General features: G+C 73.3%; 29 protein-coding genes. 10 read left to right on the plus strand and 19 right to left on the minus strand.

The genetic code is table 11. The features are described from left to right. Nucleotides 1-55 precede the first annotated feature (55 nt). The 4 genes from ACIGG8_RS19520 to ACIGG8_RS19535 all read right to left on the minus strand — a co-directional run bounded on the left by ACIGG8_RS19520 (nucleotide 56) and on the right by ACIGG8_RS19535 (nucleotide 2,915). A complete protein-coding gene (locus tag ACIGG8_RS19520; RefSeq protein ID WP_396549374.1) occupies nucleotides 56-1,228 on the minus strand; it encodes a methyltransferase domain-containing protein in 1,173 nt (390 codons plus the stop codon). Nucleotides 1,229-1,231: 3 nt separating this feature from the next. Next, on the minus strand, nucleotides 1,232-1,402 hold the full coding sequence (locus ACIGG8_RS19525) for a hypothetical protein (protein ID WP_396549376.1): 171 nt from the start codon (nucleotides 1,400-1,402) through the stop codon (nucleotides 1,232-1,234). Between the two features lie 128 nt (nucleotides 1,403-1,530). Next, complete coding sequence (locus ACIGG8_RS19530; protein ID WP_396549378.1) at nucleotides 1,531-2,373, minus strand: helix-turn-helix domain-containing protein; 843 nt, start codon at nucleotides 2,371-2,373, stop codon at nucleotides 1,531-1,533. Beyond that, the gene (locus tag ACIGG8_RS19535) at nucleotides 2,370-2,915 is read right to left on the minus strand and encodes a DUF6879 family protein (RefSeq protein WP_396549380.1); all 546 of its coding nucleotides are present in this window, start codon (nucleotides 2,913-2,915) and stop codon (nucleotides 2,370-2,372) included. The genes ACIGG8_RS19530 and ACIGG8_RS19535 overlap by 4 nt, the downstream gene beginning before the upstream one ends. A gap of 313 nt (nucleotides 2,916-3,228) precedes the next feature. Between ACIGG8_RS19535 and ACIGG8_RS19540 the strand changes: the two genes are divergently transcribed. Then, nucleotides 3,229-3,984: a DUF6879 family protein gene (locus ACIGG8_RS19540; protein ID WP_396549382.1), complete on the plus strand. Its 756-nt coding sequence runs from the start codon at nucleotides 3,229-3,231 to the stop codon at nucleotides 3,982-3,984. Beyond that, nucleotides 3,981-4,826 (plus strand): helix-turn-helix domain-containing protein, encoded by an 846-nt coding sequence (locus tag ACIGG8_RS19545; RefSeq protein ID WP_396549384.1) that lies wholly within the window; start codon nucleotides 3,981-3,983, stop codon nucleotides 4,824-4,826. Before ACIGG8_RS19540 ends, ACIGG8_RS19545 begins: the two co-directional genes overlap by 4 nt. 68 nt (nucleotides 4,827-4,894) lie before the next feature. Here ACIGG8_RS19545 and ACIGG8_RS19550 read toward each other — a convergent pair whose 3' ends face one another. Continuing rightward, nucleotides 4,895-5,086, minus strand: coding sequence for a DUF397 domain-containing protein (locus tag ACIGG8_RS19550; protein ID WP_396549385.1), 192 nt, complete (start codon nucleotides 5,084-5,086; stop codon nucleotides 4,895-4,897). Nucleotides 5,087-5,097: 11 nt separating this feature from the next. Then, entirely contained in the window at nucleotides 5,098-5,946 is an 849-nt protein-coding gene (locus ACIGG8_RS19555; protein ID WP_396549386.1) for a helix-turn-helix domain-containing protein, read from the minus strand. 242 nt (nucleotides 5,947-6,188) lie between these two features. Between ACIGG8_RS19555 and ACIGG8_RS19560 the strand changes: the two genes are divergently transcribed. Both ACIGG8_RS19560 and ACIGG8_RS19565 read left to right on the plus strand, forming a co-directional pair. After that, nucleotides 6,189-6,551: an ATP-binding protein gene (locus ACIGG8_RS19560; RefSeq protein ID WP_396549388.1), complete on the plus strand. Its 363-nt coding sequence runs from the start codon at nucleotides 6,189-6,191 to the stop codon at nucleotides 6,549-6,551. An 11-nt stretch (nucleotides 6,552-6,562) separates the two neighbouring features. After that, nucleotides 6,563-6,796, plus strand: coding sequence for a hypothetical protein (locus tag ACIGG8_RS19565; RefSeq protein ID WP_396549390.1), 234 nt, complete (start codon nucleotides 6,563-6,565; stop codon nucleotides 6,794-6,796). A 175-nt stretch (nucleotides 6,797-6,971) separates the two neighbouring features. Here the strand turns inward: ACIGG8_RS19565 and ACIGG8_RS19570 are convergent, their stop codons facing one another. Further along, on the minus strand, nucleotides 6,972-7,340 hold the full coding sequence (locus ACIGG8_RS19570) for a nuclear transport factor 2 family protein (protein WP_396549391.1): 369 nt from the start codon (nucleotides 7,338-7,340) through the stop codon (nucleotides 6,972-6,974). Nucleotides 7,341-7,410: 70 nt separating this feature from the next. Here ACIGG8_RS19570 and ACIGG8_RS19575 point away from each other — a divergent pair, with 70 nt between their 5' ends. Next, nucleotides 7,411-8,295 (plus strand): LysR family transcriptional regulator, encoded by an 885-nt coding sequence (locus tag ACIGG8_RS19575; RefSeq protein WP_396549393.1) that lies wholly within the window; start codon nucleotides 7,411-7,413, stop codon nucleotides 8,293-8,295. Here ACIGG8_RS19575 and ACIGG8_RS19580 read toward each other — a convergent pair. Then, nucleotides 8,292-8,879, minus strand: coding sequence for a TIGR03086 family metal-binding protein (locus tag ACIGG8_RS19580; RefSeq protein ID WP_396549395.1), 588 nt, complete (start codon nucleotides 8,877-8,879; stop codon nucleotides 8,292-8,294). The genes ACIGG8_RS19575 and ACIGG8_RS19580 overlap by 4 nt on opposite strands. Before the next feature lie 66 nt (nucleotides 8,880-8,945). Between ACIGG8_RS19580 and ACIGG8_RS19585 the strand changes: the two genes are divergently transcribed. Beyond that, entirely contained in the window at nucleotides 8,946-9,734 is a 789-nt protein-coding gene (locus tag ACIGG8_RS19585; RefSeq protein WP_396549396.1) for a DUF6597 domain-containing transcriptional factor, read from the plus strand. Between the two features lies 1 nt (nucleotide 9,735). Here the strand turns inward: ACIGG8_RS19585 and ACIGG8_RS19590 are convergent, their stop codons facing one another. From ACIGG8_RS19590 to ACIGG8_RS19610, 5 genes are all read right to left on the minus strand, one after another. Next, nucleotides 9,736-10,467 carry a VC0807 family protein gene (locus ACIGG8_RS19590; protein WP_396549398.1) on the minus strand — a complete coding sequence of 244 codons (732 nt, stop codon included), beginning with the start codon at nucleotides 10,465-10,467 and terminating at the stop codon, nucleotides 9,736-9,738. A 113-nt stretch (nucleotides 10,468-10,580) separates the two neighbouring features. Next, nucleotides 10,581-11,573 (minus strand): ABC transporter substrate-binding protein, encoded by a 993-nt coding sequence (locus ACIGG8_RS19595; protein WP_396549399.1) that lies wholly within the window; start codon nucleotides 11,571-11,573, stop codon nucleotides 10,581-10,583. A gap of 82 nt (nucleotides 11,574-11,655) precedes the next feature. Then, the gene (locus tag ACIGG8_RS19600; protein WP_350525128.1) at nucleotides 11,656-12,468 is read right to left on the minus strand and encodes an ABC transporter ATP-binding protein; all 813 of its coding nucleotides are present in this window, start codon (nucleotides 12,466-12,468) and stop codon (nucleotides 11,656-11,658) included. A gap of 1 nt (nucleotide 12,469) precedes the next feature. Further along, nucleotides 12,470-13,537 (minus strand): FecCD family ABC transporter permease, encoded by a 1,068-nt coding sequence (locus tag ACIGG8_RS19605; RefSeq protein WP_396549401.1) that lies wholly within the window; start codon nucleotides 13,535-13,537, stop codon nucleotides 12,470-12,472. Beyond that, on the minus strand, nucleotides 13,534-14,571 hold the full coding sequence (locus ACIGG8_RS19610; RefSeq protein ID WP_396549403.1) for a FecCD family ABC transporter permease: 1,038 nt from the start codon (nucleotides 14,569-14,571) through the stop codon (nucleotides 13,534-13,536). The genes ACIGG8_RS19605 and ACIGG8_RS19610 overlap by 4 nt, the downstream gene beginning before the upstream one ends. A gap of 99 nt (nucleotides 14,572-14,670) precedes the next feature. Here ACIGG8_RS19610 and ACIGG8_RS19615 point away from each other — a divergent pair, with 99 nt between their 5' ends. Beyond that, nucleotides 14,671-15,294, plus strand: a complete 624-nt coding sequence (locus tag ACIGG8_RS19615; RefSeq protein ID WP_396549404.1) for an HAD family hydrolase — start codon at nucleotides 14,671-14,673, stop codon at nucleotides 15,292-15,294. A 98-nt stretch (nucleotides 15,295-15,392) separates the two neighbouring features. Here ACIGG8_RS19615 and ACIGG8_RS19620 read toward each other — a convergent pair whose 3' ends face one another. Next, nucleotides 15,393-15,623, minus strand: a complete 231-nt coding sequence (locus ACIGG8_RS19620; RefSeq protein ID WP_350525124.1) for a hypothetical protein — start codon at nucleotides 15,621-15,623, stop codon at nucleotides 15,393-15,395. A gap of 474 nt (nucleotides 15,624-16,097) precedes the next feature. Between ACIGG8_RS19620 and ACIGG8_RS19625 the strand changes: the two genes are divergently transcribed. Continuing rightward, nucleotides 16,098-16,481 (plus strand): cold-shock protein, encoded by a 384-nt coding sequence (locus ACIGG8_RS19625; RefSeq protein ID WP_270144901.1) that lies wholly within the window; start codon nucleotides 16,098-16,100, stop codon nucleotides 16,479-16,481. A gap of 26 nt (nucleotides 16,482-16,507) precedes the next feature. Here ACIGG8_RS19625 and ACIGG8_RS19630 read toward each other — a convergent pair whose 3' ends face one another. From ACIGG8_RS19630 to ACIGG8_RS19645, 4 genes are all read right to left on the minus strand, one after another. Next, entirely contained in the window at nucleotides 16,508-17,362 is an 855-nt protein-coding gene (locus ACIGG8_RS19630) for a 1,4-dihydroxy-6-naphthoate synthase (protein ID WP_396549407.1), read from the minus strand. Further along, complete coding sequence (locus ACIGG8_RS19635; protein ID WP_396549409.1) at nucleotides 17,355-18,173, minus strand: futalosine hydrolase; 819 nt, start codon at nucleotides 18,171-18,173, stop codon at nucleotides 17,355-17,357. Before ACIGG8_RS19635 ends, ACIGG8_RS19630 begins: the two co-directional genes overlap by 8 nt. A 10-nt stretch (nucleotides 18,174-18,183) precedes the next feature. Further along, nucleotides 18,184-18,714 carry a hypothetical protein gene (locus ACIGG8_RS19640; RefSeq protein ID WP_396549411.1) on the minus strand — a complete coding sequence of 177 codons (531 nt, stop codon included), beginning with the start codon at nucleotides 18,712-18,714 and terminating at the stop codon, nucleotides 18,184-18,186. A 71-nt stretch (nucleotides 18,715-18,785) separates the two neighbouring features. Continuing rightward, nucleotides 18,786-20,171, minus strand: a complete 1,386-nt coding sequence (locus tag ACIGG8_RS19645; protein WP_396549440.1) for an MFS transporter — start codon at nucleotides 20,169-20,171, stop codon at nucleotides 18,786-18,788. A gap of 756 nt (nucleotides 20,172-20,927) precedes the next feature. On the opposite strand from ACIGG8_RS19645, the gene ACIGG8_RS19650 reads away from it, so the two are divergent. After that, the gene (locus tag ACIGG8_RS19650) at nucleotides 20,928-21,809 is read left to right on the plus strand and encodes a DUF3027 domain-containing protein (RefSeq protein ID WP_396549441.1); all 882 of its coding nucleotides are present in this window, start codon (nucleotides 20,928-20,930) and stop codon (nucleotides 21,807-21,809) included. Nucleotides 21,810-22,066: 257 nt separating this feature from the next. Continuing rightward, nucleotides 22,067-25,363: a sacsin N-terminal ATP-binding-like domain-containing protein gene (locus ACIGG8_RS19655; RefSeq protein ID WP_396549412.1), complete on the plus strand. Its 3,297-nt coding sequence runs from the start codon at nucleotides 22,067-22,069 to the stop codon at nucleotides 25,361-25,363. A 22-nt stretch (nucleotides 25,364-25,385) separates the two neighbouring features. Here the strand turns inward: ACIGG8_RS19655 and ACIGG8_RS19660 are convergent, their stop codons facing one another. Continuing rightward, entirely contained in the window at nucleotides 25,386-25,595 is a 210-nt protein-coding gene (locus ACIGG8_RS19660; protein ID WP_396549414.1) for a hypothetical protein, read from the minus strand. Nucleotides 25,596-25,647: the final 52 nt, after the last annotated feature.

Here is a 25,647-nt window from a genome sequence, read left to right on the forward strand (position 1 = left end):
CGGGGTCGAGGGACGGGAGTGGGAAGTCGGCGGGGCCGCCTTCCCACTCCCGTCTTCAAGCCCGGGCAGGCACCGGGGCGTCCGGGGAGTCCAGCCACACCGTCTGGCCGTCGGGCGTGACGGTGAGGCCGAAGCGCTCGAAGCCGGGGCGGCCCCGGTCGTCCCACCAGCGCCAGGCGGATCGCACCTCGTCCCAGAGACTGCGGGGGCCGGACTGGACGACCTCGTAGGCGGTGCGGCCGGGCTCCCAGTCGACGGTGGCCCAGGACGTCACGGCCGTGTCGTGCAGCCAGAGGGTGTAAGAGCCGTCGGTGTAGCGCTCGACGAGCGGAAAGACCCCGGGCACCTGCACCCCCACGGCGAACATGGCCGGCCAGCTGCCCAGGGCCTCCGGGGAGAGGGACGTCGACGACCGGATTCCGTCCGCCGGCCACGGCCCGGACAGGTACGCCAGGCTGCCGGGACGGTCGGGGCGCTGCTGCCGGAGCCGCATGAAGGCGGACGACCCGACGAACCGGCCGCTCGCCGTGCCGTCGCCGCCCACGGTGAGCCGGACGACGGCCTCCCCGCCGTACTCGGGGCCCCACGGCGCGACGATCAGGCCGCCCGACCTCGTTTGGGAAACCCAGGCGGGCGGCACCCGGCGAACCGAGCAGGTGGCGATCACCCGGTCGTACGGCGCGCGGGGCGGGTGGCCAGCGGCGCCGTCCCCGACCACCAGCGTCGGCGAGTACCGGGCGCGCTTCAGCCGCAGCTGAGCCTCGGCGGCATTGTCCTCGTCGACCTCGACCGTCACGACGTTGCCGGAACCGAGGCGCTGGGAGAGGAGCGCGGCGTTCCAGCCCGTGCCGGTGCCGATCTCCAGCACCCGGTCGCCCGGCTCGACGTCCAGGGCGGCGAGCATCGAGAACACCATGGTGGGCATGGAGTTGGAGGACGTGGGCGTGGTGCCGCGGTGTTCCCCGGAGTGGTCGCCGTCGTCCCACTGCGTGGTGAGCGGGACGTCGGAGTAGACGGCGTGCCACCAGGCGGCCGGGTCGGCGTGCCTGTTCACGGAGTCGCCCTGGCGGACGCCGTCGCCCTGACCGGGCCAGACGAGGTGCGGGACGAACCAGTGGCGGGGGACGGTGTCGTAGGCGGACAACCAGTCCGAGGTGAGGGACCCGTTCGCGATCAGCGCGGAGGCCAGCCGGGCCCGGCCGGCCTCCGCTTCCTGCTGCTCGATCACGCGTCAGTCACCCGACGCCGGGCCGCTGCCGTCCGAGGTGTTGCCACCCTCGTCGCTGCCGCCGCCACCGTGCTTGTTGCCGCTGCTGCTGTCGTCCTGCTGGCCGCCGCCGGACCCGGATCCGGATCCGGATCCGGATCCGCCGCCGTGCTTGCCGCTGTCGAACACAGGCATGGTTCGCTCCTTTCAACGACGGTGTCGAATACCGCCGTTGAGACGTACGCTAGGGCGGCGGAGCGGGCCGGAAGGCGGCCGATTCTCGAATATTCCGGACCCGGGCAGGTGGGGTTCGCGGAGATTCCTCAGAAGGTGCCGAGAGCCCTGCGACAGCGGGTGATCACCTTGTGGGCGTCCGCACCGTAGACGGCGGAGGCGGCCAGGGCCTCCCAGACGCGCAGGTAGAGGGACACGTTCTCGGGCTGATCGAGCCAGAGCTCGGCGTGCCAGTCCTCGACGATGACGAGCCGCTCGTCATGGATCCAGAAACCGTTGGCGGGGGGCAACTTGAGCCGGGCTTCGAAGGGGACGATGCCGAGGGAGACGGTGTCCAGGCCGATGACGCCAGCGAGACGGTCGAGCTGCGCGGCCATCACGGGCGGAGGGCAGACCAGGGCGCGAAGGGCGGATTCCCACATGAGGATGTGGTACTGCTTGCCGGACCGGTACAGGCTCTCCTGGCGCTGGATGCGGGCTCGTACAGCCTCGTCTATGTCGCGTGGGGACCGGTGGAGATCGACGTACGCGCTGAAGATGTGCCGGGCGTAGTCGGCGGTCTGGAGCATCCCGACAATCATGGCGCCTTCCCAGGCGCGCATGAAGTGCGAACGGTCGTGCTCGGCAGTCAGGGTGTCCTGCACCGGCTTGTGCCCGGCGGCCAACTGCCGTCGCCAGGACCGGGTCCCTGACTCGAAGGACCGCAGTCGGGCTGACAGTTCGGCTGCCGTGCGGGGCTGTCCGACAGCCTCGGCCCAAGCTTTGAGGTCGTCGTGGGTGGCCGTTTGCCGGCCGGTCTCCAGCTTGCTGACCTTGGACTGCGTCCAGCACAGGAGATCGGCCAGCTGCCGACCTGTGAGACCGCCCTCGGCCCGCAGCTCGCGGAGCCGCTGACCGAGGGCGATCCTGGCGTGCTGGGAGTCGGTGCTCACATGTCGGACGGTACCTGAGCACGGAACTCGTGGTGTGGGAGGGCGAAGTGCCATGCGGCGTCGCGCTCCTGGCAGGCGCGGGCAACCCGCACTGGGTCGGTGATCAGTTCGACGTGGGTCAGATCGTCGTCGGTATCGAAGTGCAACAGGGCGATGAATCGCGAGTCGAACAGCCAGGTGTCCTCCGCCGGGAGGCCCAGCCGGTCGGCGTCGGCACGCCAGAGCTGCCGGATGTCCTCCCCGACCATGCCGTTTCGAATGGAGTTGTTGAGCAGGTACCGCTGCCCGACGGAGGGCGGGTTGTCCACGATCCGCACCCGCTCGAACCGCTTGCCCAGGGCCGACTGTTCGCGGCGCGAGACGCACCAGGGATGGTCCAGGTCCCAATCGAGGTCGAGCCCGGCGACGAACCGTCGGTAGGACTCGCCCTGTTCGTCCGAGCGGTACCGACGGCGGGTCTCCAGTCGGAAGGCCGTGTGTTCGAAGCTCACGAACAGCTTGTCGAACTCGTCGAAGTTGATCAGCGTGCGTTCCCGGCTCATCGCTGCTCTCCTCGTAGTCGGTCGGACGTGATCAGGATGCCCTGGAACTGCCACGGCGGAAGCACTGATTCTCCAATGTTCGCCCGCAGAGTCGCAGTTGCACTGTTGAGGATCGGCCGTGGTAAGGCGCATGCAGTGGGGGTGGGTACCGTCGACTTCCTGCTCCGGGGAGGTGCCCCGATCCGCGCGACCGGGGATGTGAGGTGCACGGCATGGCAGGACGGCTTCGGAGAATAATCAAGAATCAGTCCTGTCGGAGCGCCAGTTGAGGCTGAATATGAGACCTTCCTGACCGTCGGAGAAGGGGAAAGTCATGGCCAGGCGGCTGCGCGTCGTGGGTAGTACCTCGGGCGTCGGTGACTGTCCGACGCTGTACGAGGACGTGGACACCGGAGAGGTGGTGGTCCAGGGGTACGCCGTTACCGACCCTGAGGAGGTGGCACAGCTCAAGTACGTGAAGGACGATGAAGGCTTCGTAGTCGTGCCCCGAGAACTGCTCGTGAGGTTCGCGCCGAAGGAGGCAACGCCTGTGCCCGAGTTCGTCCCCCAGCAGAAGATCACCGAGTTCATCAACGACGGGTTCGAACACACCGCCTGGCGGCTGGAGACCAGGACCGGGTACCTCTCCGACAAGCAGATGCCCTCCTATTCGGAGTTTCTGCGCACCGGCGACACGGCCGGTGAGGTCGGACACCCCTGGTTCGAGAACGTGCGCCGCATGGTCGACAAGGGAAAGAGGTTCGAGCGGGTCCGCCTGGTGGACAACCCGCCCACCGAGGGGCAGCGGTACCTGCTTGCGTGTGCCCGGACCAACGTCGCTGCCGGTGAGGACATCCGGTGCATGTGGCGGGCGGACGCCGAGACGGCCGGCCTGGCCGGGCTCTCGGACTTCTGGCTCTTCGATTCGCGAACGGTCGCGCGCTTCCACTTCGAGGGAGAACGCACCGTGGGCATGGAGCTGGTCACCGACCCACTGGAAGTCCTGCGAGCCTGCCAGGCCCGCGACGCCGCCTGGCACCACGCGACGCCGTACGCGGAGTTCAGGGCTCGGGTACCTTCCGGCATGTGAGCTCCGACTTTCGACATGCGCGGTCTGCTCTCGGTGCTCGGATGCGCGAGCTTCGCACCGAGAGCGGCCTGTCAGGCCGTGCCTTGGCTACGAGGCTGGGCTGGCCGCAGTCGAAGGTCAGCAAGGTGGAGAACGGAAAGCAGTCGCCCACCAGGGCCGATGTGGTGGCATGGGCCGCGGGTGTCGGCAGGCCCGATGCCGCTGCGGAACTGGTGGGCAGACTCCGGACGGTGGAGACGCAGTACCGCTCCTGGCGGCGCCAGCTCGCCGGTGGTGTGAGGCCGGTACAGGAGGCACATGCCGAGCAGGGCCAGCGGACCAGCGACCGTCGGTCATTCGACCCGACCTTGATTCCAGGCTTGCTTCAGACAGCGGGGTACGCCCGTGCGGTGCTCACCCGGTACACCCGGGTCCATCCATCGATTCGTGACGTCGATGCTGCCGTGGTTGCCCGTATGGAACGACAGAGAGTACTCAGGGATCGATTCCGATCATTCCATTTCCTGGTGTGGGAAGGAGCCCTCGTATCCCGTCTCTGCCCTCCGGATGTACTGGTCGACCAGCTGGAGCGCCTCGAGCCGTGGTTGGTAAAAGGGAACGTACGCCTCGGCGTAGTTCCCTTTGGCGCCGATCTGGAAGTTCCCGTCGGAGTGGGTTTCTCGATCCACGACGACGCTCTGGTCGTGACCGAGTCATGGCACGCAGAGATGTGGCTGGACGATCCGGCCGACGTTGCACTTCACATCCGGGCATGGGATGCGTTGGCGGAAAGCGCTGTCTACGGCCCGGCAGCCCATCGCGTGATCGCCAGAGCCGCTCGTGTCCTTCGCGATACGCGTTGAGGAGCTCTTCCGGGGTCGGTCCGGTTTTGCGGCCCCTCGCGCGGTTGCGCGCGAGGGGCCGCTGGGGGTCAGGCGTGGTGGTCGAATTCGCCGGCCTTGATGCCCTGGAGGAGGGCGGCGAGGGCGGCGGGGGTGGTGCGGAGGATGACGTGGCCCTCGTCGGACTCGCGGAGTTCGACCATCCCGTCGAATGAGCGGACCTCTACGCAGTTCTCGACGTTTCCGCTGAAGGAAGACTTCTGCCACTTGGTGTCGGTCATGTCCGGCCCTTTCACAGGTTTCGCGCGATCTTGCGAATCAAGTCGCGAGAGGCATCCTCGCTCAGCGCTGATGCTTCGGTCCGTTCGAAGATGGCCCGGTAGCTGGTCAGCTCAGCGACCGCATCGAGGTATTCGGGGCCGTGGGAGGACTCTCGTTCGACGGTGTCGAGTTCAGGCACGGCGCCGAACGCGTAGGTGAGGTTTTCGGCGGGCCCGGGGAAGGTCTCGATGTCGAACGGGACGACGCGAATCGTCATCCAGGGCAGCTCGGAGTCTTCGAGTAGGGAGGAGAGCTGTTCCTTGAGGGTCGGTGTCCCTCCGAAGCGCGTCCACAACACCGACTCGTAGATGAAGAAGGTCAGGGGCTTCGGGTTTCGGCGCAGTTCAGCTTTGCGCTCCATCCTGAACGCGGTACGAGCTGACAGCTCGTGTTGAGGCAGCGGAGGAAAGACGCGTCCGAAGACGGCTGAGGCGTAGTCGAAGGTCTGGCAGGGGCCGGGCATATGGGTCAGGAGCCACATCATGAGCTCGCGCGAGGACTTCTCGAACTCCGCGTTCTCAAGGACGCCGTCCGGGACCGTGCCTCGGTACTTCTCCCACCAACCCTTGGAACGGTCTTGGGCCATGGCTTCCAGAGCTGCGATCAAGCGTGGATTCAGGCACTTGCAGGCGGCCGAGAAGGACCGGAGCCGATCGACGTTGACACTGGTCTTGCCGTTCTCCATCTGCGTCACCTGAGCGGCACTCACTCCGAGTGCACGAGCGAGCTGGCTGCCGCCGAGACCGCCCTGCTCACGCATCTTTCGCAGTTCGGTGCCCAGGCGACGCTGGCGGAAGGTTGGGTTCTGGCGACCAGGCATGGGATCAGTCTGCCTCGATGGCGCCCCGCGGGGCCATCCGTCCCTCGGGAGAGGGAACCATTGCTAGAACTACCTAAATTTAAGTAGTTCTGCGCTATCGTCGTTTCCACCTCGATCCGACGGATCGTCAGTAACGCCTGCTAGCAAGCACCGCAGAGCAGCCACGCCCATCTGCCTGGCCTGGCTCACGGCGACATGTGTTCCGCCGGTTCTTCCCTCACTCACGCCTCGGGAGAAGTCCCATGCGTCACCTCAACACGCCCTTGATCGCCATCGCCCGTCAGTCCCTCGGCGACACCATGACCCGCGTCGGCTGGTCCCCCTCCACCATCTTCGACGCGCAGCTCGCGCTCGTCGAGCTCCTGGTGAACGCCTGGCGGCACGGCGCGACCCCCGCGCCGATCGTCCAGATCATCTCCGTCGACCGCTCGCTCCGCGTCTCCGTCACGGACGAGAGCCCGATCGTGCCCTCCCCGGCCGCCCGCGGCCTCCTCGCCGAGTCCGGCCGGGGCCTCCAGCTGGTCGCCGGCCTCACCCACCGCTGGGGCGTCGATCCCCAGGAGCGCGGCAAGTCGGTCTGGTTCGAGCTGGACGGTGTCGCGTGAAGCGCCACCCCATGAAGCCGACCGACCCGCGGATCCGGCACTACACCGACGACCACATCCGCACCCTCTTGGCCGAAGTCCAGGAGCGCGGCAGGAGGTTCGGCCTGATCTTCCCCTCCGCCGGCACCGACCGGACCCTCGACGGCCGGGTCCTCGTCCGCTTCGGCACCGCCCCCGCCTCGACCCTCCTGAACCTCCTCACCCTCCTCCTCGACGTCGACCGCGAGACCTGGTGCGATTCCTGATCGGGGCGGCCTTCGCCGTCCTCCTCGCGCTCGCCTTCGCGACCGTCGCCCTGGGCGTCGTCACCGCCCTCCGTGCGACCCCGCCCGACGAGGACGGGTAGCAGCACGCAGAGGAGGGCCGCGACCACCCCCGCTGGTCACGGCCCTCCTGCGCTCCTGCCCTACCCCTCCGGGCTCAGCTCTTCTTCTCGAACCCGGCGAGCAGGGCGCGCGGGTCGAAGGTGACCCGGATCCGGGCGATCTTGCCGTCCTCGACGTGCATCCAGTTCACCGTCGGCGTGGGCTCCGCGATGCTGGTGTTCAGCTCGAACCAGGTGATCACCTCGTCGCCCTCGGCGACCCGCACCTTCACGTCGATCTTCTCCAGCACCTGCCCGAGGCCCCGCAGCCCGCCCAGTGCCTCCTCCACGCCGGAGGCGGTCCCCAGTGCCCCCACGAAGTCCACGTCGTCGGCCAGCACGCCTCGGAGGGTCTCGAAGTCGCCCGCCTCCCAGGCGGTGAAGTAGGTCTCGGCCAGCTCGCGTGCGTTCTTCGTCGTCGTCATGACTCCATCGTTCCGCGCGACGAGCCATTCGTCCAACAGATGGATCCGATGTTGTCTATCATTCTGAGTTATGGAGATGCATCAGCTGCGCTACCTCGCCGCCGTGGTCGACGAGGGGACCTTCACCGCCGCCGCCCATCGGCTGCACGTGAGCCAGTCCGGCGTCAGCACCCAGATCGCCAAGCTGGAGCACGAGTTGGGCCAGCAGCTCCTCGACCGTTCCGGGCGCCGAGTCCGCCTCACCCCCGCCGGAGAGGCCGTCCTTCCGCTCGCCAAGAACGCCCTCGCCACCCTGGACGCCATCCGGCACACCGCTGCCGAGTTCGCCGACGCGGTGCGCGGCCGGGTCCGGCTGGGCATGATCATGGGCTGCTCGATCCCGCCCTTCCTCGACGTGGTCGCCGACCTCGGCCGCACCCACCCCGGCATCGAACTGAGCCTGCACGAGGGGCACTCCGACCTGCTCCAGGCACAGGTCCTGTCGGGCTCCCTGGACCTCGCCCTGATCGGCTACGCGGGCGAGGTCGCCGCGGGCCTGGACGTCGACATCGTCATCGACGAGAAGGTCGCGGCCGTCGTCCCGGCCGGACACCCGCTGGACCGGCCCGGACTGACCCTCGGCGACCTGCGCGGGGAGAAGATCCTCTGTCTCTCCCCGGGCACCGGCATCCGCGCCGCCTACGAGCGTTCCTGCGCGCAGCTGGGCCTCGATCCGCGCGTGGACATCGACGCCAGCTCCCCGGCGACCGTCCTGCGCCTCGCCGAACGCGGCGCCGGCGTCGCGATCCTCAGCCCGTCCTCCGTGGAGGGCCCCGGCCTGAGCACCGTCCCGATCGCCGACGCCGCCGTCCGCTCCTGCCTCGGCCTCACGGGCCGCCGTGACCAGCACTCCCCGGCGGTACGGCTCCTGCGCGGCAAGCTCCTCGCCGCACTGGGCGGCCCCCGGCCTCGCTAGGCCTTCCAGTGCGGGTCGCGTCCCGAGGCGGCGAGCGCACTGTCCCAGGTGGAGGCGTCGTCCGGCAGGGCGACCGCCCCGGCGAAGCCCTCGTACTGCCGGTACAGCTCGGCGTTCTCGGCGACGATCTCGCCGACCAGAAGGGCGAGGTCCTCGTCCACCTCGATCTCCCCGCCGGTCGCCCGGGCGACGTCCCAGCCGTGCAGGAGCAGCTCCAGGATCAGCATCCGGGCGATCCCCACCGCCGGGACCGGCGAGCCGCCGAGGTCGAGGTCTCCCTCCCAGACGGCCGGGTCGGACCACGCCGCGACGGCGCGTTCCAGCTGTGCCGCGTACGCCGAGCGCCATTCGGCGTCGGCGGTGAAGTCCCGCGCACTCAGCTCCGGGGGCAGCTCGGTGCGCAGGGCCCGGTGCTCCAGGCCGTGCGAGGTGTAGAGCACCCAGTGGTTGACCAGGGCGCGGGTGTCGAAGTCCGCGCAGGGCGTCGGCGCGGTCGGCGGGTGGTCGGCCGGGACGGCGGCGGCGACTCCGGCCGCGGCGGAGGCGGCGCGGGCCAGGAAGGGGTGCATCGGGTGGACGTTCATGCCCCCGATCCTGCGCCGGGACGCACCACCGGGTCTTGAAGAAACGCGACGGCTAACGTGGCCGCCATGGACTCTCCGGATCTCGGCCGCGGCGTGCTCCACCCGGCCCGGGCGGCCGAGCTGATCAGCGTGGACCGGCTGGAGCCGGCTCCCGAGGTGGCGCGGTTCGTCGAGTACTACTGGCGGGTCGGCTGGGACCTGCGCGGGCTGCCGGCGTACGAGCAGAAGGTGCTCGCCCACCCCAACGTCCATCTGGTGTTCGAGGCCCCGCGGGCGACCGTCTACGGGGTGGTCCGCTCGTTGTTCGTCCGCCGGCTGGAGGGCGCCGGGCACGTGCTGGGCGTCCGGTTCCGCGCGGGTGCCTTCCGGCCGTTCGCGGGCTGCCCGGTGGGCGAGCTGGCCGACCGCACCCTGCCGGCCGCCGAGTTCTTCGGGCCCGCGGCCGACCGGCTCAACCCGGTGCTGTTGGGCGACGCGGCGGACCCGGCCGCCCTCGCGGACGCCTTCCTGCTGCCCCGGCTGCCCGCGCCGGACCCGGTCGCCGAGGAGGTCGCGGCGATGGTGGAGCGCATCACCGGCCGGCCGGACCTGTGCCGGGTGGCCGACCTGGCCGGGGAGTTCGGCCTCGGCGTCCGGCGTCTGCAGCGCCTGTTCGCCGAGTACGTCGGCGCCTCCCCGAAGTGGGTGCTGCGCCGCGCCCGGTTGCACGAGGCGGCCGAACGCGCGCGCCTCGGCGGCGAGTTGGACCTGTCCGCACTCGCCGCCGAGCTGGGCTACGCCGACCAGGCCCACCTCACCCGCGACTTCACCGCCGCGGTCGGTGTCTCCCCGGCCCGTTACGCGGGCACCCGCTGACTCACACCGCCGCGGTGGCCTCGGCGGAGGCGGCCCCGGTGGCAGCGGCAGCGGCGGCCGCAGCGGCCCGGCCCTTGGCGCCGGCCCGCTTGGCGTACGCGATGGTGAAGTAGACCAGCCCGCCGAGCACCACGTACGGGAGGATGTTGTTGACCGTCACCACGGTGCCGTGCGACAGGGTGTAGACCAGCACGATCCGCAGCACGGCCTCCAGGACGAAGGCCACGCCCCACACGATGGTCAGGTTGCGCTGGACCTTGCGGAAGCCCGGGTACTGCCACATGGAGTTCCACCAGGCGACCATCTCCGGCGTGCCGTCGGTGGCGAACTTGCGCCCGAAGTAGAACATGATCGGCTTCGGGGCGGCGAGCGAGACCAGGTAGAGCACGCCGAGCAGGCCGGAGACGAAGGAGTCCTTGGCCAGCAGCATCTTCGGGTCCTGCGGGCCGATCAGTGCGACGACCAGGGTCAGGGCGACGAAGACCAGGGAGACCACGGCGAACTCGTCGATCCGGCGGTGCCAGACGAGGTAGATCAGGGTGTCGATCACCGGCCCCAGGCCCGAGAGCAGGATGGCGGTGGATTCGCTGTAGCCGTGGTCGTGCAGCTGGTTGTAGATCATGATCGGCGCGACGACGTTGAAGCCGATGCTGATCAGCCAGCCGAGGGCGGCCGCCTTCCCCTTGCGGGCCGGAGCATGCGGAGCTGCGTTGGTGGGTGCGGTAGTTGACACTGTGTCGTCCCCCGGAGTGAGCCGTGATTTTTCGGCTCATTCTGACGGAGCGGCAGGTCAAGCGCCTAACGTCGGACCGAATCGTGATCGATCGTGCCCGAGCGGGCCGCTGCTCACGCGCCGAGGAAGCGCTGCAGTTCGTCCAGCACGTAGTTGGCCCCGGTGTAACCGATCCCCTGGAACCACAACTGGTCGTCCACCGGGAACGCCCGGTGCGCCCTGACCGCCCCCAGCGCCTGCCAGCCCGGGCTCGCCAGCACCGCGTCGAGGCCCGCCTGTTCGGGATCGCCGTACGTCGCGTAGAGCAGCAGGTCGCCGTCCGCCTTCGCGATCTGGTCCGGTGGGACCTCGAAGTCCGACTGGTCGACGTTCTGCGCGTCCGGCCGCCCCACCTGGGCATCGGCGAGCACCGTCCCGGGGAAGCTCTGCCGGCCGTACAGCCGGATCCCGCCGCCCTCCACGAACCGCACCAGGCTCACCCGGCGCCCGGACAGCCGGGCCGCCGACAGTGCCTGCGCCACCTGCCCGGCGTGCTTCTGGTAGGCGTCGGCGAAGGCCTCCCCGGCGGCCACCCGCCCCAACGCCCGGGCGTGCAGCTCGAAGTCGGCCTTCCAGGGCGCGCCGGTGGTCTGGGTGAGCACGGTGGGGGCGAGCTCGCGCAACTGGTCGTAGCGGTCGCCGTCGCGCGCCTGGTTGGAGAGGATCAGGTCCGGCCGCAGCGCCCGTACGGTCGGCAGGTCGGGCGCACCGGCGGGGCCGACCAGCCGGATCCCGGTGGTCCGGGAGGCCGGCCAGTAGTCGGGGTAGCGGGTGTCGCGGGCGGGGAGCGCGGCGCCGACCGGGGTGATGCCGAGGGTCAGCGCCGAGTCGAGCGCGTCGGTGTCCAGCACGACCACCCGCATCGGCTCGGCCGGGACCAGCACCGGCCCGGTGGCGGTGTTCACGGTGACCGGCGGCGCCGGGGTGACGGTCGGCGAGGCGCTCGGGTCGAGGTCGCCGGCGGCCGCCGGGCCCGGAGCCGGGGTCTGCCTGGTGCCGCCCGTACAGGCCGCGAGCGCGGCCCCGCCGAGGCCGGTGAGGAGGGTGCGGCGGGTGATCCGGGGCATCGGCGGTCCTCGGGAGACTGGTGTGGTCGGGGCGCCGTCGATTATGTCCGAAATGGCAGCTAAAGTGCCGATGGGTGTGCCGTCAGGCGTCCACCGCCGCCGTCGCCGCCCACGGAGCTCCCGGGACGACCAGCGGCGTGCCCGTCACCGGATCCGGCACCACCACCGAGTCCAGCCCGAACACCTCGCGCACCAGCTCCGCCGTCACCACCTCCCCGGGGGCGCCCTGCGCCACCACCCGGCCGTCCCGCATCGCCACCAGGTGGTCGGCGTACCGGGCCGCCTGGTTGAGGTCGTGCAGCACGGCGACGACCGTCCGCCCGCGCTCCACGTTCAGCCGGCGGACCAGGTCCAGCACCTCCACCTGGTGCGCGATGTCCAGGTAGGTGGTCGGCTCGTCCAGCAGCAGGATGTCGGTGCCCTGGGCCAGCGCCATCGCGATCCAGGCGCGCTGGCGCTGGCCGCCCGACAGCTCGTCCATGCTGCGCTCGGCCAGCTCCGCGGTCGAGGTGCGCTCCAGCGCCTCCGAGACCGCCGCCTCGTCCTCCGGCGACCACTGCTGCCACCAGCTCTGGTGCGGCTGGCGCCCGCGCGAGACCAGGTCCGCCACCGAGATGCCCTCCGGGGCGGTCGGCGACTGCGGCAGCAGGCCCAGCCGCTGCGCGATCCGCTTGGTCGGGATCCGCGCCAGCTCCTCGCCGTCCAGCAGCACCGCGCCCCGGACCGGTTTCAGCAGCCGGCCGAGGGCCCGCAGCAGGGTCGACTTGCCGCAGGCGTTCGGGCCGACGATCACCGTCACCCGGCCGTCGGGGATGCGGACGTCCAGGCCCTCGACGACCGTGCGCGTCTCGTAGGCCAGGGTGAGGCCCCGGGCCTCCAGACGGTGGGCGGACATCTCAGGAACCTCCACGGCGGGATCGGATCAGCAGCCACATCAGGTACGGCGCGCCGACCATGCCGGTCACCACGCCCACCGGCAGCTCGGTCGGCGCCAGCAGCCGCCGGGCGATCAGGTCGGCGAGGACGACCACCAGCGCGCCGGTCAGCGCCGAGCAGAACAGCGGGACCTGCGCCGAGCGGGCCAGCCGCAGCGCTATCTGCGGGGCCATCAGCGCGACGAAGTCCACCGGCCCGGCGGCCCCGGCCGCGCAGGAGGCCAGCACGATGCCCAGCAGCGCCATGCCCAGCCGGATCCGGTCCAGTCGCAGGCCGAGGCCCACCGCGGTCGCGTCGTCGAAGGAGATCGACCGCTGGGCGCGCGCCGCCCACAGCGCGACGGGCAGGGCCGCGAGCAGCACCCGGACGAGCCAGCCGGCCTGGTCGTAGCCGGCGCCGTTCAGGCTGCCCGTCATCCAGACCTTCGCGGCCTGCGCCTGGAAGCCGTCGCCCTTGGTGAGGAAGACGGAGGTGAGCGAGGACAGGGCGACGCTGATCCCGATGCCGACCAGCACGAAGCGCTGCGCGTGCAGCCCGCGCCGCCAGGCCAGCGCGTACACCAGCAGCCCGGCCACCAGGCCGCCGGCCACCGCCGCGTACGGCGCCTGACCGGTCGAGCCGACCACGCCGTACGCCGTCAGGCCGACCACCGTCGCGGTCGCGCCCCAGGTCACGCCCACCACGTCGGGGCTGGCCAGCGGATTGCGGGCGACGGTCTGGATCAGCGCGCCGGCCAGGCCGAGCGCCGTGCCGACCAGCAGTCCGACCACCACCCGCGGCAACCGGAACTCGCCGACCACCAGCTCGTCCGGGCTCGGCCGCCCGAGCACCACCTTGACCACCTCGGCCGGCGACACGGTGGACTCGCCCAGGCACAGCGAGGCCACCACCGCCCCGGCGAGCGCCGCCAGCAGCCCGGCGGCGACGAACGCCGAGCGCCGGTGCAGCAGGAAGGAGGCCCGCCCGGCCCGCACCACGGAGTAGCCGCGGAGCGGCACGCGGCCCGCGCCGGAGGAGACGGCGCTCATGCGGCGACCACCTTCCGGCGACGGACCAGGGCCACCAGCACCGGGACGCCGACCAGGGCCGTCATCACGCCCGCCGGGACCTCGGACGGCGGGAACAGGACCCGGCCGAGGGTGTCGGCGAGCAGCAGCAGGGCCGGGCCGAGGACGGCGGAGAAGGCGAGGATCCAGCGGTGGTCGGCGCCGGCGACGGCGCGGGCCGCGTGCGGGACGGCGAGGCCGATGAAGGCGATCGGGCCGGCCGCCGCGACCGCCGAGCCGGTGAGGACGGTCGCGCCGAGGGCGCCGAGCGCCCGGACGGCGCCGGTCCTCGCGCCCAGCCCCTTCGCGGTGTCGTCGCCGAGCGCCAGCGCGTCCAGCCCGCGCGCCACCGCAAGGACCAGCACCGTGCCGACGGCCAGGAAGGGCAGCAGCTGCCAGGCCACGTCCGAGGTCCGCCCGGAGAGCGAGCCGACGTGCCAGAAGCGGAACCGGTCCATGGTGGCCGCGTCGGTGGTCAGCACGAGGGTGTTCAGCGAGGCGATGAAGGCCGACATCGCCGAGCCGGCCAGCGCCAGCTTGACCGGCGTCGCCCCGCCCCGGCCGCGCCCGGCGAGCCCGTGGACCAGGACGGTGGCGATCGCCGCGCCCGCGAAGCCGAACCAGACGTACCCGGTGAGGGTGGAGACCCCGAAGCCGGAGATGGCGACCACCACGCCGGCCGCCGCGCCCTGGGAGACGCCGAGGATGCCGGGATCGGCGATCGGGTTGCGGGTCAGGCCCTGCATGACGGCCCCGGCCAGGCCGAGCGCCGCCCCCACGGCCAGGCCGACGACCGTGCGCGGCACCCGGAGCTCGCGGATCACCACGGCGTTCGCGGTGCTGCCGCCGTGCAGCAGGGCGTCGAGGGTCTCGCCGAACGGGACGGTCCGGCTGCCGACCGCGAGGCTCAGCAGCACCGCGGCGGCCAGGACGGCCAGGGCGGCGGCGAGCCACGCCGTTCGGTGCCGGGGCGCCCGGTGCGGCGCACCGGGCGGTGCGGTGGTGTCGTCGGTCATGGGCCCTCTCCGCGGACAACTCAGGTAAACCTAAGTTCCGCCGCGAAGGCGGGGCAAATCGCCTCGTGGCCCCGGCTGTCCGTTGGATAGCCTGGCGGCATGCCCGCGACCCCACAGGCCCCGCTCACCGTCGGCTTCGACCTCGACATGACGCTGCTGGACACCCGGCCGGGTATCCACGCCACCTACCTGGCGCTCTCCGCCGAGACCGGCACCCCGATCGACGCCGACCTGGCGGTCACCAGGCTCGGCCCGCCGCTGCTCGACGAGATCCGCAACTGGTTCCCGGAGGAGGAGGTGGAACGGGCCGCGACGCGCTACCGCGAGCTCTACCGCGACCACGCCTTCGCCCCGACCGTGGCCCTGCCCGGCGCGCACGCCGCCGTCGAGGCGGTCCGCGCCCACGGCGGCCGGGTCGCCGTGATCACCGGGAAGTACGAGCCGAACGCCCGCCTCCACCTGGAGCACGCCGGCCTGCCGGCGGACGTGCTGATCGGCGACCTCTGGGCCGAGACCAAGGGCGAGGCCCTGCGCGAGCAGGGCGCGAGCATCTACGTCGGCGACCACCTCGGCGACATCCTGGGCGCCCGGATCGCGGACGCGGTCGCGGTCGCGGTGGCCACCGGCCCGTACGGGGCGGACGAGCTGCGCGAGGCCGGGGCGGACGTGGTCCTGGCGGACCTCACCGGCTTCCCGGACTGGCTGGCCCGCCACCTGGCCTAGGGCCCGCCGCCTGCCCTTGGGCCCCGCCACCCGGCCGGGGAACCCGACCCGTCAGGGCGCGCTCAGGGACCGGCTCAGGACCCGACTCAGGGCCGGGCTCAGGACTCGACGCGGCGGCGCTGGTCGCGGGCGTTCAGGAACAGTCCGGTCAGCGCGGCCAGGAAACCGGCCGGCATCAGCATGCTCAGCCAGTACGCGGCGGTCGGGAGCGGCGTCAGGTGCAGGAACAGCGGGACGAAGGTGACCAGGGTGGCGAGTGCACCGAGACCGAAGACGATCGCCCCGGCCTTGACGTACACGTCGCCGGGATCGGCGCTCTGGCTGCTCACGTCTGCTCACTCCTCGGGGCTGGGCCGGACCGCCCCCAGTCTGGCAGAGCGGCCCGCGGGGCCGCCCACCGGAGCGGCTTCGTCACGTTGCGCAGTTTCCCGGCAGCTCAACGTTTTGATCCCTGCTGAGCGGGGGTATGGAGGGTGTGCCGAGGGGCGCTACAGGTGCGCCCCGCGTCCTCAGACCCGGGGGTGTGAGCCGATGGACCGCGCAGCGCCGCGACCCGGCCGTGCCAGTACCGGGTTGCCCCTGGCCGCGAGATCCCCGCACCCCGACCGCCCCGATCGGGCCGCGGAACGCGGATCCTTCGCGGAACGCGGATGAGGCAGTCACGGACCGTTAGTCTGCTCCTGACAGTGTGCTGACCATGAGCGCCCGCGGGCGCCGAGTCGAGGTCGGCAGCATCTTTCCCACCACCCAGTGATCCCCGGCCAGGGCCGGGATCCCTCACACCCATTCGAGGACTGTTCGAGATGCCCACCGGCCAGGTCAAGTGGTTCAACGAGACGAAGGGCTTCGGCTTCCTGTCGCGCGACGACGGCGGCGACGTCTTCGTCCACACCAAGGCGCTGCCCGCCGGTGTCACCGTGCTGAAGCCGGGCCAGCGGGTCGAGTTCGGCGTGGTCGCAGGGCACCGCGGTGACCAGGCGATGGCCGTGCAGCTGCTGGAGGCACTGCCCTCGGTGGCCGCCGCCCAGCGCCGCAGCGCGGACGACATGGCCCCGATCGTCCAGGACCTGATCACCACCCTGGACGCGGTGCTGCCCGGCCTCCAGCGCGGGCGCTACCCCGCCAAGCCGACCGGCCAGAAGCTGGCCGGCCTGCTGCGCGCGGTGGCCGACCAGTTCGACGTGTAGGGCGGCGGGGCGGAGCGGGGGGAGGACTACCCGAACGCGAGCGCACCCGGGTCGAGCGGGGGCACCAGCCCCTCCGCGGCGGCCCGGGTGAGCAGCGCGCGGACGGCCGCGTAGCCCTCCTCGCCGAGGTCCTCGGTGAACTCGGTGACGTACAGCCCGATGTGCTGCTCCGCGACGTCCAGGTCCATCTCCTGGGCGTGCTCCAGCACGTACCCGCGGCTCGCCCCGGGGTCCGCCCAGGCCTGCCGGACGGAGGTGCGGATCGCGTCGGCGACGGCCCGCAGCCGCTCGGCGCCGAGCGAGCGCTTGGCGACGATCGCGCCCAGCGGGATCGGCAGGCCGGTCTCCGCCTCCCAGGCCTCGCCCATGTCGGCCAGGCTGTGCAGGCCGTACTGCCGGTAGGTGAAGCGGGCCTCGTGGATCACCAGGCCGGCGTCCACCCGGCCGTCCCGGACGGCGGGCATGATCTCGTGGAACGGCAGCACGACGATCTCGCCGAAGCCGCCCGGCACCGCCTTCGCCGCCCAGAGCCGGAACAGCAGGTACGCGGTGGAGCGCTCGGAGGGCACCGCGACGGTCTTCCCGGCGAGGTCGGCGGGGGCCTCCACGCCCGGCAGGGTGAGCACCAGCGGCCCGCAGCCGCGCCCGAGCGCACCGCCGCAGGGCAGCAGGGTGTACTCGTCCAGGACCCACGGCAGCGCGCCGTAGCTGATCTTCAGCACGTCCAGCCCGCCGCGCTCGGCCAGGCCGTTGGTGACGTCGATGTCGGCGAAGGTCACCTCGGGGGCGTCCGCCCCGGGCACCAGGCCGTGCGCCCAGGCGTGGAAGACGAAGGTGTCGTTCGGGCAGGGCGAGTACGCGATGCTCAGCCGTTCAGCCACGGCCGGCCTCCTCGATCGGTTCGTGCCGCGCAGCCGGTTCCGGCTCGTGCCGCGCGGCCAGTTCGTGGACGGGCAGCACCGCGAAGGCCCGCTCCAGGGCGGCCAGGGCCTCGCCGATCCGCCAGGCGGCCCGGTCGCGCGGGCCGACCGGATTGGACACGGTGCGCAGTTCCAGGGCCGGCACGCCGTACCGGGCGGCGGCCTCGGCGACGCCGAAGCCCTCCATCGCCTCGGCGGCGGCGCCCGGGTGGCGGGCGGCCAGCGCGGCGGCCCGCGCGGCGCTTCCGGTGACCGTGGAGACGGTCAGCACCGGGCCGACGACGGCGCCCGGGCCGGTGGTGCCGTCCCGGCCTTCCAGGGCCCCCGTGACGAGCGCGACGGCGGCCGGGGGCGGGGTGTGCCGGACGGTGCCGAAGCCCAGTTCGGTGACGTCCGCGAAGCCCTCGGGGGTCTCCGCGCCGAGGTCCGCGGCCACGATCGCGTCGGCCACCACGGTGGCGCCGACCGGGGCGTGCGGGGCGAAGCCGCCCGCGATCCCGGCCGAGAGGGCCAGGGCGTACGGGTGGGCGGCCAGGGCGGCGGAGGCGGCGGCCGCGGCGGCGGCCGGGCCGACCCCGGCGGCCAGCACGTCCACCGGAGCGCCGGCGGACCGGTGCAGCGTGCCGCCGGGCAGCGGCAGGGCGGTGGCGCCGCCCGGGAGGCCGCGCAGCACGGCCTCCGCCTCGGCGGGCACCGCGACGACGACGAGCAGCCGGGCCCGCGCGGGGCCCGACTGCTCGTGCGCGCCGTTACCGGCGTCGTGCGCGGTCATCGCAGGACCGTCAGCTGTCCTGGGTGTTCAGCTGGAAGTACCAGACGGCGATCGGGTTGTCCGAGTTCTTGTCGCCCTCGACCACCGTGATCAGCGTCTTGCCGCTGGCGTTGAGGATCTTGTTCGCCTGCTGGGAACCCGACCAGGTCGGGCCCTTCGCGTACGCCGAGAGGCTGGTGCGCCCGCCGGAGGCGGTCGAGCCGCCGTTGCTGAAGGCCCACCAGCCCGACGAGGCCACGTTCGGGGAGACGCCGACGCCGACCTGGTCGCTCGCCACCACGTCCATGGTGGGCAGCGTGCCGTTCTTCAGGGCGGTGGTGGCGTCCTCCTGGCACTTGTCCTGGAGGTCCTCGGTGATCGGGCTGCCGTTGTTCCAGCACAGCGGGTCCGCGACCGTCGAGGAGTTGCCGACCGTGAGGGTGGCACGGTGCGAGTTGTGCTCGGTCTGGCCGGCCGCGATGGCGACGGAGGTGCCCACCGTGGCGGCGCCGACCACGACGACGGCGCCGAGGGCGGCGATGGCACGGGAATTGAGGCTCATGGGTCAGAATCTACCGGGCCAGGCCGATCACGCTACGCGGGGGTCGGCCACCGCGTGTTGCCGCACCCCGTTCAGGCCACCCGGGGCGCCGCGGGATGCCGTCGCAGACCCACCCGGACGAGCGAGTGGAGCGTCCACAGCAGCACCAGGCCGACCACCGCGGCGGCGATCGACAGGCCCAGCACCCCGTTCAGCGGCAGCAGGATGCCGACCGCGCCGCCGGCCACCCAGGACAGCTGCATCAGCGTCTCCGAGCGGGCGAAGGCCGAGGTCCGCACCGCCTCCGGGACGTCCCGCTGGATCAGCGCGTCCAGCGCCAGCTTGCCCAGCGAGGCCGCCATCCCGGCGACCCCCGCGACCAGAACCACCGTCACCACGCCGTACCAGAGCGCGGCCGCCGCCGTCGCGCAGGTCGCCAGCAGCAGCATCGCGGTGATCGTCGGCTCCGGGCCGCGGGTGCGCAGCCAGGAGCCGAGCACCGAGCCGAGCGCGTTGCCCGTGCCCGCCGCCAGCGCGACCAGTCCCAGCGCCAGCGTCGGCTGCAGGCCGCCGATCGGCTCCTCCCGCAGCAGGAAGGCCAGGAACATCACCAGGAAGCCGACCAGCCACTTCATCGCCGACATCGCCCGCAGCGCCAGGATCACCGACGGGCCGACGGTGCGCAGCGAGGCCTTGACGGGCGGTGGCTTGTGGTGGATCAGGTGCGAGCCCTCGCCGTGCACCTCGGCGTGCAGGACGGCACGCTGCTCGCCCTTGGCCGAGTCCACCTTGTGCGGCAGGTGGAAGGCCATCAGGGTGCCGATGACGAACACCAGGAAGGCGCCGCGCAGCGGCCAGCTCGGGCCGATCAGGTGCAGCAGCCCGCCCACCGCGGCCGCCACGCCGGTGGCCAGCAGCCCGGCCAGGGTGACCCGGGAGTTGGCCTTCACCAGGGACAGCCGGCTCGGCAGCAGCCGGGGCACCACGACGCTGCGCACCACCCCGTACGCCTTGGACGCCACCAGCACGCCGAGCGCCGCCGGGTAGAGCGCGATGCCGCCGCCGGCGATCACCCCGGCCATCGTCCAGGCCAGCACCGCCCGGGCCAGCATCGACATCGCCATGGCCGCCCGGCGGCCGTGCGGCAGGCGGTCCAGCAGCGGGCCGATCACCGGGGCCAGGATGGCGAACGGGGCCATCGTGATCAGCAGGTAGAGCGCCACCCGGCCGCGGGCCTCGCCGGTGGGGACCGAGAAGAAGATGGTCGAGGCCAGCGCGATGGTGATCAGCATGTCGCCGAAGGAGTTGAGCGCGTGCAGCTCGATCAGCTTGGCGAGGCCGGACTCGCCCGCGCCCTCGGCGGCGGTGGCCCGGCGGATCCGGCGGCCGGTGCCGTGCACCACCTTGCCGGTGCGGGAGCCGGCGGCGGAGGCGGTGCGGATCAGGAAGTGCCGGCGGGGCTCGGGGGCCTCCTCCAGGTCCTCGTCGAGGGCGGTGAGGTGCCGGGCGTGGGCGCCGTCCGGCCCGGGGGCGTCGTCCTGCGCCGGGAAGCCGTCCGGTCCGGGCACGCCGTCCGGTCCCGGCACGCCGTCCGGTCCGGGCACGCCGTCCGGTCCCGGCACGCCGTCCGGTCCGGGCACGCCGTCCGGCCTGGGGAGGCCGTCGGGCCCGGGGGCGTCGACCGACTCGGGGAGGCCGTCCGGTCCGGGGACGCCGCGGAGCACCTCGCCGGGCGCGGCGCTCCGGGGCGGCTTGACCAGACTCACGGGGGCGGCGGGCGCCTCGGCTCCGCCCGCCGGCTGCGGTTCGCCCGCGCCGGGGACCGGGGGCTGCTGTCGCGGCACGGCGTCCGCCTGGTCGGGGCTGCCGGCCTGCGAGGCGCGCAGTGTGTGCTGCGACGGTTTGTCGTCCGCCACAAGCCCATCCTGCCCCAGATTCGCCGCGGCGACGCGGGATTGCGCTCCGCTCGGCGCGGTCGACGGGTGCTCGCGGAGCGCCCGCGGAACGTCCGCGTCCGCCCCGGACTGTGCCGGGGTGCCGGGCGGCGGGTAGCCTGCCCAAGGTCCGCCCGCCGGGCGCCGGGGCGCCGGCAGGCCGGTCGAGCGGCGCGGCCGGTACCCGAGGGGGCCTCCGGTCGCGCAGAATGGACGAGGGACTACCGAGCCGCGACGGACCAGGCAACACGCCGTGGGCGACATAAGAACTGGGAGAGAATCGACGCCGTGAGTGCTGCGATGCGAAGCCGTACCCCCGACCGGCTCTGTGCCGAGGCCGTCGAACTCGCCCGTCAGGCAGCCGAGGAGGCCGTCGGGGCGGAGGCCGTCGGGCTGCACCTCGGCGTCCAGGCGGACGCCGACCGCGTCGTCACCCACACCTTCGAGTGCCTGGACGCCGCGTACCGCGGCTGGCACTGGGCGGTCACCGTAGCCCGCGCCCCGCGGGCCAAGAACGTCACCCTGGACGAGGTCGTGCTGCTGCCCGGCCCGGACGCCGTCCTGGCCCCCGAGTGGGTGCCGTGGAGCGAGCGGCTGCGCCCCGGTGACATGGGCCCCGGCGACCTGCTGCCGACCGGCGCCGACGACCTGCGCCTGGAGCCCGGCTGGACCGGCGAGGACGAGCCCGCGCCGAACTCCGCGGTCGCCCTCGCCGACGACGAGGACCTGGTCGTCACCGACCCGCACGTCCAGCCGGCCCCGGCCCGCGCCCGGATCAACGCCGTCGCCGAGGAGCTCGGCCTGGGCCGCAGCCGGGTGCTCTCCCGGCTCGGCCTGCACCTGGCCGCCGAGCGCTGGGAGAAGGTCCACGGCCCGCAGACCCCGATGGCGCAGGCCGCCCCGGCCTCGTGCGGGAGCTGCGGCTTCCTGATCCCGATCGGGGGCTCGCTCGGGCAGGCCTTCGGCGTGTGCGGCAACGAGTTCGGGCCGGCCGACGGCCAGATCGTCTCGTTCGCGTACGGCTGCGGCGGCCACTCCGAGGCGGCCGTCATCCCGGCCCCGCCGGCGCCGTCCGAGCTGATCCTGGACGAGCTGGTGGTCGAGCCCCTGCAGCTGCACCCGGACCGCGCCTCGGGCTCCGTCGAGCCCGACGCCCCCGCCGAGGAACTCGGCCACTCCTGAGTTCGCCGTCGTACGGCCCGCCCCGGTTCGTCACCGGGCCGGGCCGTCGGCGTTCCCGGACTCAGCGGCGGCCGAACAGGCCGCGCCGCGCAGGGGCGGCGGGGTCTCCCGCCACCGTCGGAGACCATGCGGCTTCCCCCCTCGCCAACCGGAACAGGGGGCTCAGCAGAGGCAGCGGGCGCCCCTGGTCCGCCGGGGGTGCCCGGGCAGGGAAGAATGCCCTACGACGTACAGGGCGGCGGAAGGCGGCAGGTCCCGTGGAACCTCGGATCATCGGCAGCGGCACGGACGAGCACCTCTCGGACCCCTTCGGGAGCGCTGCGCTGCGGCGGCGGGTGCTGGACGCCTGGGCCGCCTCGCCGGCCCGGTTCCGGGAGGACGCCAACGCCGAGGAGGAGCTCGCGCTCGGCGGCTACCGGGACCGCCTGGTGGTCGAGTTGGCGCAGAACGCGGCCGACGCGGCGGTCCGCGCGGGCCACGGCCCCGGGCGGCTGCGGCTGACCCTCGCCGACGGCGTGCTCGCCGCCGCGAACACCGGCGCCTCGCTGGACGCGGCCGCCGTCGAGTCGCTGTCCACCCTGCGGGCCTCCTCCAAGCGCGGCGAGGCGCCCGCCGTCGGCCGGTTCGGGGTCGGCTTCGCCGCCGTCCTCGCCGTCACGGACGAGCCCGCCGTGCTCAGCGCCACCGGCGGCGTGCGCTGGTCGCTCGGCGAGGCCCGGTCGCTCGCCGAGGCACAGCCCGCGCTGGCCGACGAGCTGCGTCGCCGGGACGGCCACGTGCCGCTGCTGCGGCTGCCGTTCGCGGCCGAGGGTCCGGCCCCCGAGGGCTACGACACGGTGGTCGTGCTGCCGATGCGGGACGCCGCGGCCGAGGACCTGACCCGCCGCCTGCTGGCCGGGATCGACGACGCGCTGCTGCTCACCCTGCCCGGCCTCGCCGAGGTCGTGGTGGAGACCCCGGAGGGCACCCGGACGCTCACCCGGGTCGCCGCCGAGACCCGCCCGGACGGCGTCACCGAGGTCACCGTCACCGACGACGCGGGCGGCCGGCTGCGGCAGACGGTGTGGCAGACCGCCGGCGCCTCCGGCAGCCTGGCCGCCGAGCTGCTGGTCGACCGGCCCACCGAGGAGCGCACCCGCCCGTACTGGACGGTGACCTGGGCCGTGCCGGTCGGCGCGGACGGCGTCCCGCAACAGCCCGGCATCGCGTCCGTGCTCCACGCGCCGACCCCCAGCGACGAGCCGATCGGCCTGCCCGCGCTGCTGATCGCCTCCTACCCGCTGGACTCCACCCGGCGGCACGTCGCGCCCGGCCCGCTGGCCGACTTCCTCACCGAGCGTGCCGCCGACAGCTACGCCGACCTGCTGCGCGCCCGCGGAGCCGACCTCGGCTCGCTCGGCCTCGTGCCCGGGCCGCTCGGCCAGGGCGCGCTGGACAACGCGCTGCGCGCGGCGGTGCTGTCCCGGCTGCCCGGCACGCCGTTCCTGCCGCACCCGGCGCCGGTCGAGGAGGGCACGCCGGCGCTGCGGCCCCGGGACGCGACGCTGCTGGAGGGCGCGGACGGCTCGGTGGTCGAGGCGCTCGCACCGATCTTCCCCGGGCTGCTGCCGGCCGGTCTGGAGCGCCGCACCGAGCTGCGGGTGCTGAACGTGCGCCGGGTGCCGCTGGCCGATGTGGTGGACCAGCTCGGCGGCCTGGACCGCGACCCCGGCTGGTGGCGCAACCTGTACGCGGCGCTGGGCGGGGCCGACCCGGAGGCGCTCGGCGCGCTGCCCGTGCCGCTCGCGGACGGCCGGACGGTGACCGGGCCGCGGCGGGTCCTGCTGCCCTCGGAGGACGCCGACTGGGCGGCCTTCCCGGGCTACCCCGAGTCGCTGGCCGGCGCACTGGCCGCGCTCGACCTGCGCCTGGCGCACCCCGAGGCCGCCCACCCGCTGCTGTCCAAGCTCGGCGCGGGCACCGCCACGCCGGCCGGGGTGCTGGACACCCCCGAGGTACGCGCCGCCGTCGCCCGCTCGTACGAGCTGGCCGAGGACGACCTGGACACGGCGATCGAACTCGCCGACGCCGTCCTGGCGTTGGTGAAGGCGGCCGCCCCCGAGCCGGGTGAGCACCCCTGGCTGGCCCGGTTGGCGCTGCTCGACGACGAGGGCGAGCCGGCCCGGGCGGGCGAACTCGTGCTGCCCGGCAGCCCGTTCGCCGCGCTCGCGCGCGAGGAGGACGCCGGCTGGGTGGACGACGAGCTGCTGGAGCGCTGGGGGTCCGAGGTGCTCGCGGCCGTCGGGGTGCTGGCCGACTTCGTCCTGGTGCGCGCCGAGGACGTGGTGCTCGACCCGGACGACCTGGAGCGGCTCGACCCGACCGCCCCCGCCGACCGGGCGGCCGGCGGCCACCCCACCGGCCTGCTGGACGAGGCCCCGGACGGGCTCGCCGAGTGGGCCGAGGACGTGCTGGAGGCCCTGCAGGCCGACGAGGCCGTCGGTGTGCCGCCGGTGGCCGCCGAGCTGCTGGCCGTGCGCGACCTCGACCTGGTGGACGACGACGCCTGGCCCGAGGCGCTCGCCGCGCTGGCCCGCCCGCCGTACCGGGACGCCGTGGTCAACCCGGTGCGCACCCTGTTGCCGGACGGCTCGTACGCCGACCTGCCCCCGTACACCGCGTGGTGGCTGCGCGACCACCCGGTGCTGGCGGGCCGCGAGCCGGCCGGCCTGCGCGCCGCCGGGGCCGACCCGCTGCTGCGCGGCCTCTACGACGAGGCGCGCACCACCCTGGACGACCAGTTCCTGCACGCGCTGGGGGTGCGCACCACGCTGGCCGCGCTGCTCGCCGAGCCGCACGGGCCGGACGAGGTGCTGGACCGGATGACCGACCCGGCCGTCGAGGTCGGCCACCGCCAACTGCACGGCCTCCACAGCGCGTTGGCCCGGGTGGAGCGCGAGCGGATCGATCCGCTGGACGTGGTGCGGGCGCTGCCCCCGCTGGACCCGGCCACCGGGCGGCGACCGGCCCACACCGTGGTGGTGGACGCCACCGAGGCGGTCGTCGCGGACGCCCCCGACCTGGTCCAGCTGCTGCACCCGTACCCGCTGCTGCCGGTCGCCCCGGCGCTCGCGGCCGACCTCGCCGAGCGGCTGCACGTGTCGCTGGCCAGCGAGGTGGCCGGCGGCCGGGTGCTCTCCGAGGGCGTGCTGCACCGGGTGCCGGCCGTGGTGCGCGAGCTGCTGCCCGGGTGCCCCGTCGCGTACGAGGAGCACGAGGAGCTGCTGGTCGTCGGGCCGGACGGCGACGAGGCCGCGGTGGACTGGCGGTGGGACACCGGGGCGGACACCCCGGAGCCGCCGTACGACCCGGAGCTCGCCGAAGCCGACGACGAGGACGACGAGTTCGAGGTCCCGCCGGTGCCCGGCCTGCTGCACGCGGCCACCCCGGAGGGCCTCGCGGCCGGCCTCGCCTGGTCGGTCGGGCAGTGGCACCGGCGCTTCGAGGTGCTGGCCGCGCTCAGCGAGCCGGACCGGGCGTACGAGCTGTCGGCGGCCCGGGACTTCGAGGGCTGAGCCCGGCGGGCGCGCGCCGGGCTCAGCCGGTGCGCGCCCGCAGCCGGCCGTACACGGTGACGGTGACGGTCAGCCAGACCGCGCCCAGGGTCACCAGCGCGGCGACCCGCAGTGCGGGCGCCGGCCTGACCGCCAGGCCGACGCCCGCCATCGCCAGCACGGTCAGCCCGACCGCGAGCAGTCCGCCCAGGAAGGCGACGAACGCCTCCAACTCCCCACCCCTGCGCGCCATTCGGCACCCCCTTCCGGGGCCATCATCGGGCCCCGGGGTGGGGACTGTCACT

This window comes from Kitasatospora sp. NPDC085464, from assembly GCF_044541955.1.
GTDB lineage: Bacteria > Actinomycetota > Actinomycetes > Streptomycetales > Streptomycetaceae > Kitasatospora.

Bases quoted from the DNA above. Each gene is read 5' to 3' on its own strand.
- ACIGG8_RS19595 (WP_396549399.1), bottom strand. From the start codon at position 11,573: ATGCCCCGGATCACCCGCCGCACCCTCCTCACCGGCCTCGGCGGGGCC.
- ACIGG8_RS19605 (WP_396549401.1), bottom strand. From the start codon at position 13,537: ATGAGCGCCGTCTCCTCCGGCGCGGGCCGCGTGCCGCTCCGCGGCTAC.
- ACIGG8_RS19540 (WP_396549382.1), top strand. From the start codon at position 3,229: ATGGCCAGGCGGCTGCGCGTCGTGGGTAGTACCTCGGGCGTCGGTGAC.
- ACIGG8_RS19580 (WP_396549395.1), bottom strand. From the start codon at position 8,879: ATGAACGTCCACCCGATGCACCCCTTCCTGGCCCGCGCCGCCTCCGCC.
- ACIGG8_RS19610 (WP_396549403.1), bottom strand. From the start codon at position 14,571: ATGACCGACGACACCACCGCACCGCCCGGTGCGCCGCACCGGGCGCCC.
- ACIGG8_RS19650 (WP_396549441.1), top strand. From the start codon at position 20,928: ATGCGAAGCCGTACCCCCGACCGGCTCTGTGCCGAGGCCGTCGAACTC.
- ACIGG8_RS19550 (WP_396549385.1), bottom strand. From the start codon at position 5,086: ATGACCGACACCAAGTGGCAGAAGTCTTCCTTCAGCGGAAACGTCGAG.
- ACIGG8_RS19565 (WP_396549390.1), top strand. From the start codon at position 6,563: ATGAAGCCGACCGACCCGCGGATCCGGCACTACACCGACGACCACATC.
- ACIGG8_RS19615 (WP_396549404.1), top strand. From the start codon at position 14,671: ATGCCCGCGACCCCACAGGCCCCGCTCACCGTCGGCTTCGACCTCGAC.
- ACIGG8_RS19555 (WP_396549386.1), bottom strand. From the start codon at position 5,946: ATGCCTGGTCGCCAGAACCCAACCTTCCGCCAGCGTCGCCTGGGCACC.
- ACIGG8_RS19625 (WP_270144901.1), top strand. From the start codon at position 16,098: ATGCCCACCGGCCAGGTCAAGTGGTTCAACGAGACGAAGGGCTTCGGC.
- ACIGG8_RS19525 (WP_396549376.1), bottom strand. From the start codon at position 1,402: ATGCCTGTGTTCGACAGCGGCAAGCACGGCGGCGGATCCGGATCCGGA.
- ACIGG8_RS19635 (WP_396549409.1), bottom strand. From the start codon at position 18,173: ATGACCGCGCACGACGCCGGTAACGGCGCGCACGAGCAGTCGGGCCCC.
- ACIGG8_RS19535 (WP_396549380.1), bottom strand. From the start codon at position 2,915: ATGAGCCGGGAACGCACGCTGATCAACTTCGACGAGTTCGACAAGCTG.
- ACIGG8_RS19640 (WP_396549411.1), bottom strand. From the start codon at position 18,714: ATGAGCCTCAATTCCCGTGCCATCGCCGCCCTCGGCGCCGTCGTCGTG.
- ACIGG8_RS19660 (WP_396549414.1), bottom strand. From the start codon at position 25,595: ATGGCGCGCAGGGGTGGGGAGTTGGAGGCGTTCGTCGCCTTCCTGGGC.
- ACIGG8_RS19575 (WP_396549393.1), top strand. From the start codon at position 7,411: ATGGAGATGCATCAGCTGCGCTACCTCGCCGCCGTGGTCGACGAGGGG.
- ACIGG8_RS19600 (WP_350525128.1), bottom strand. From the start codon at position 12,468: ATGTCCGCCCACCGTCTGGAGGCCCGGGGCCTCACCCTGGCCTACGAG.
- ACIGG8_RS19560 (WP_396549388.1), top strand. From the start codon at position 6,189: ATGCGTCACCTCAACACGCCCTTGATCGCCATCGCCCGTCAGTCCCTC.
- ACIGG8_RS19585 (WP_396549396.1), top strand. From the start codon at position 8,946: ATGGACTCTCCGGATCTCGGCCGCGGCGTGCTCCACCCGGCCCGGGCG.
- ACIGG8_RS19570 (WP_396549391.1), bottom strand. From the start codon at position 7,340: ATGACGACGACGAAGAACGCACGCGAGCTGGCCGAGACCTACTTCACC.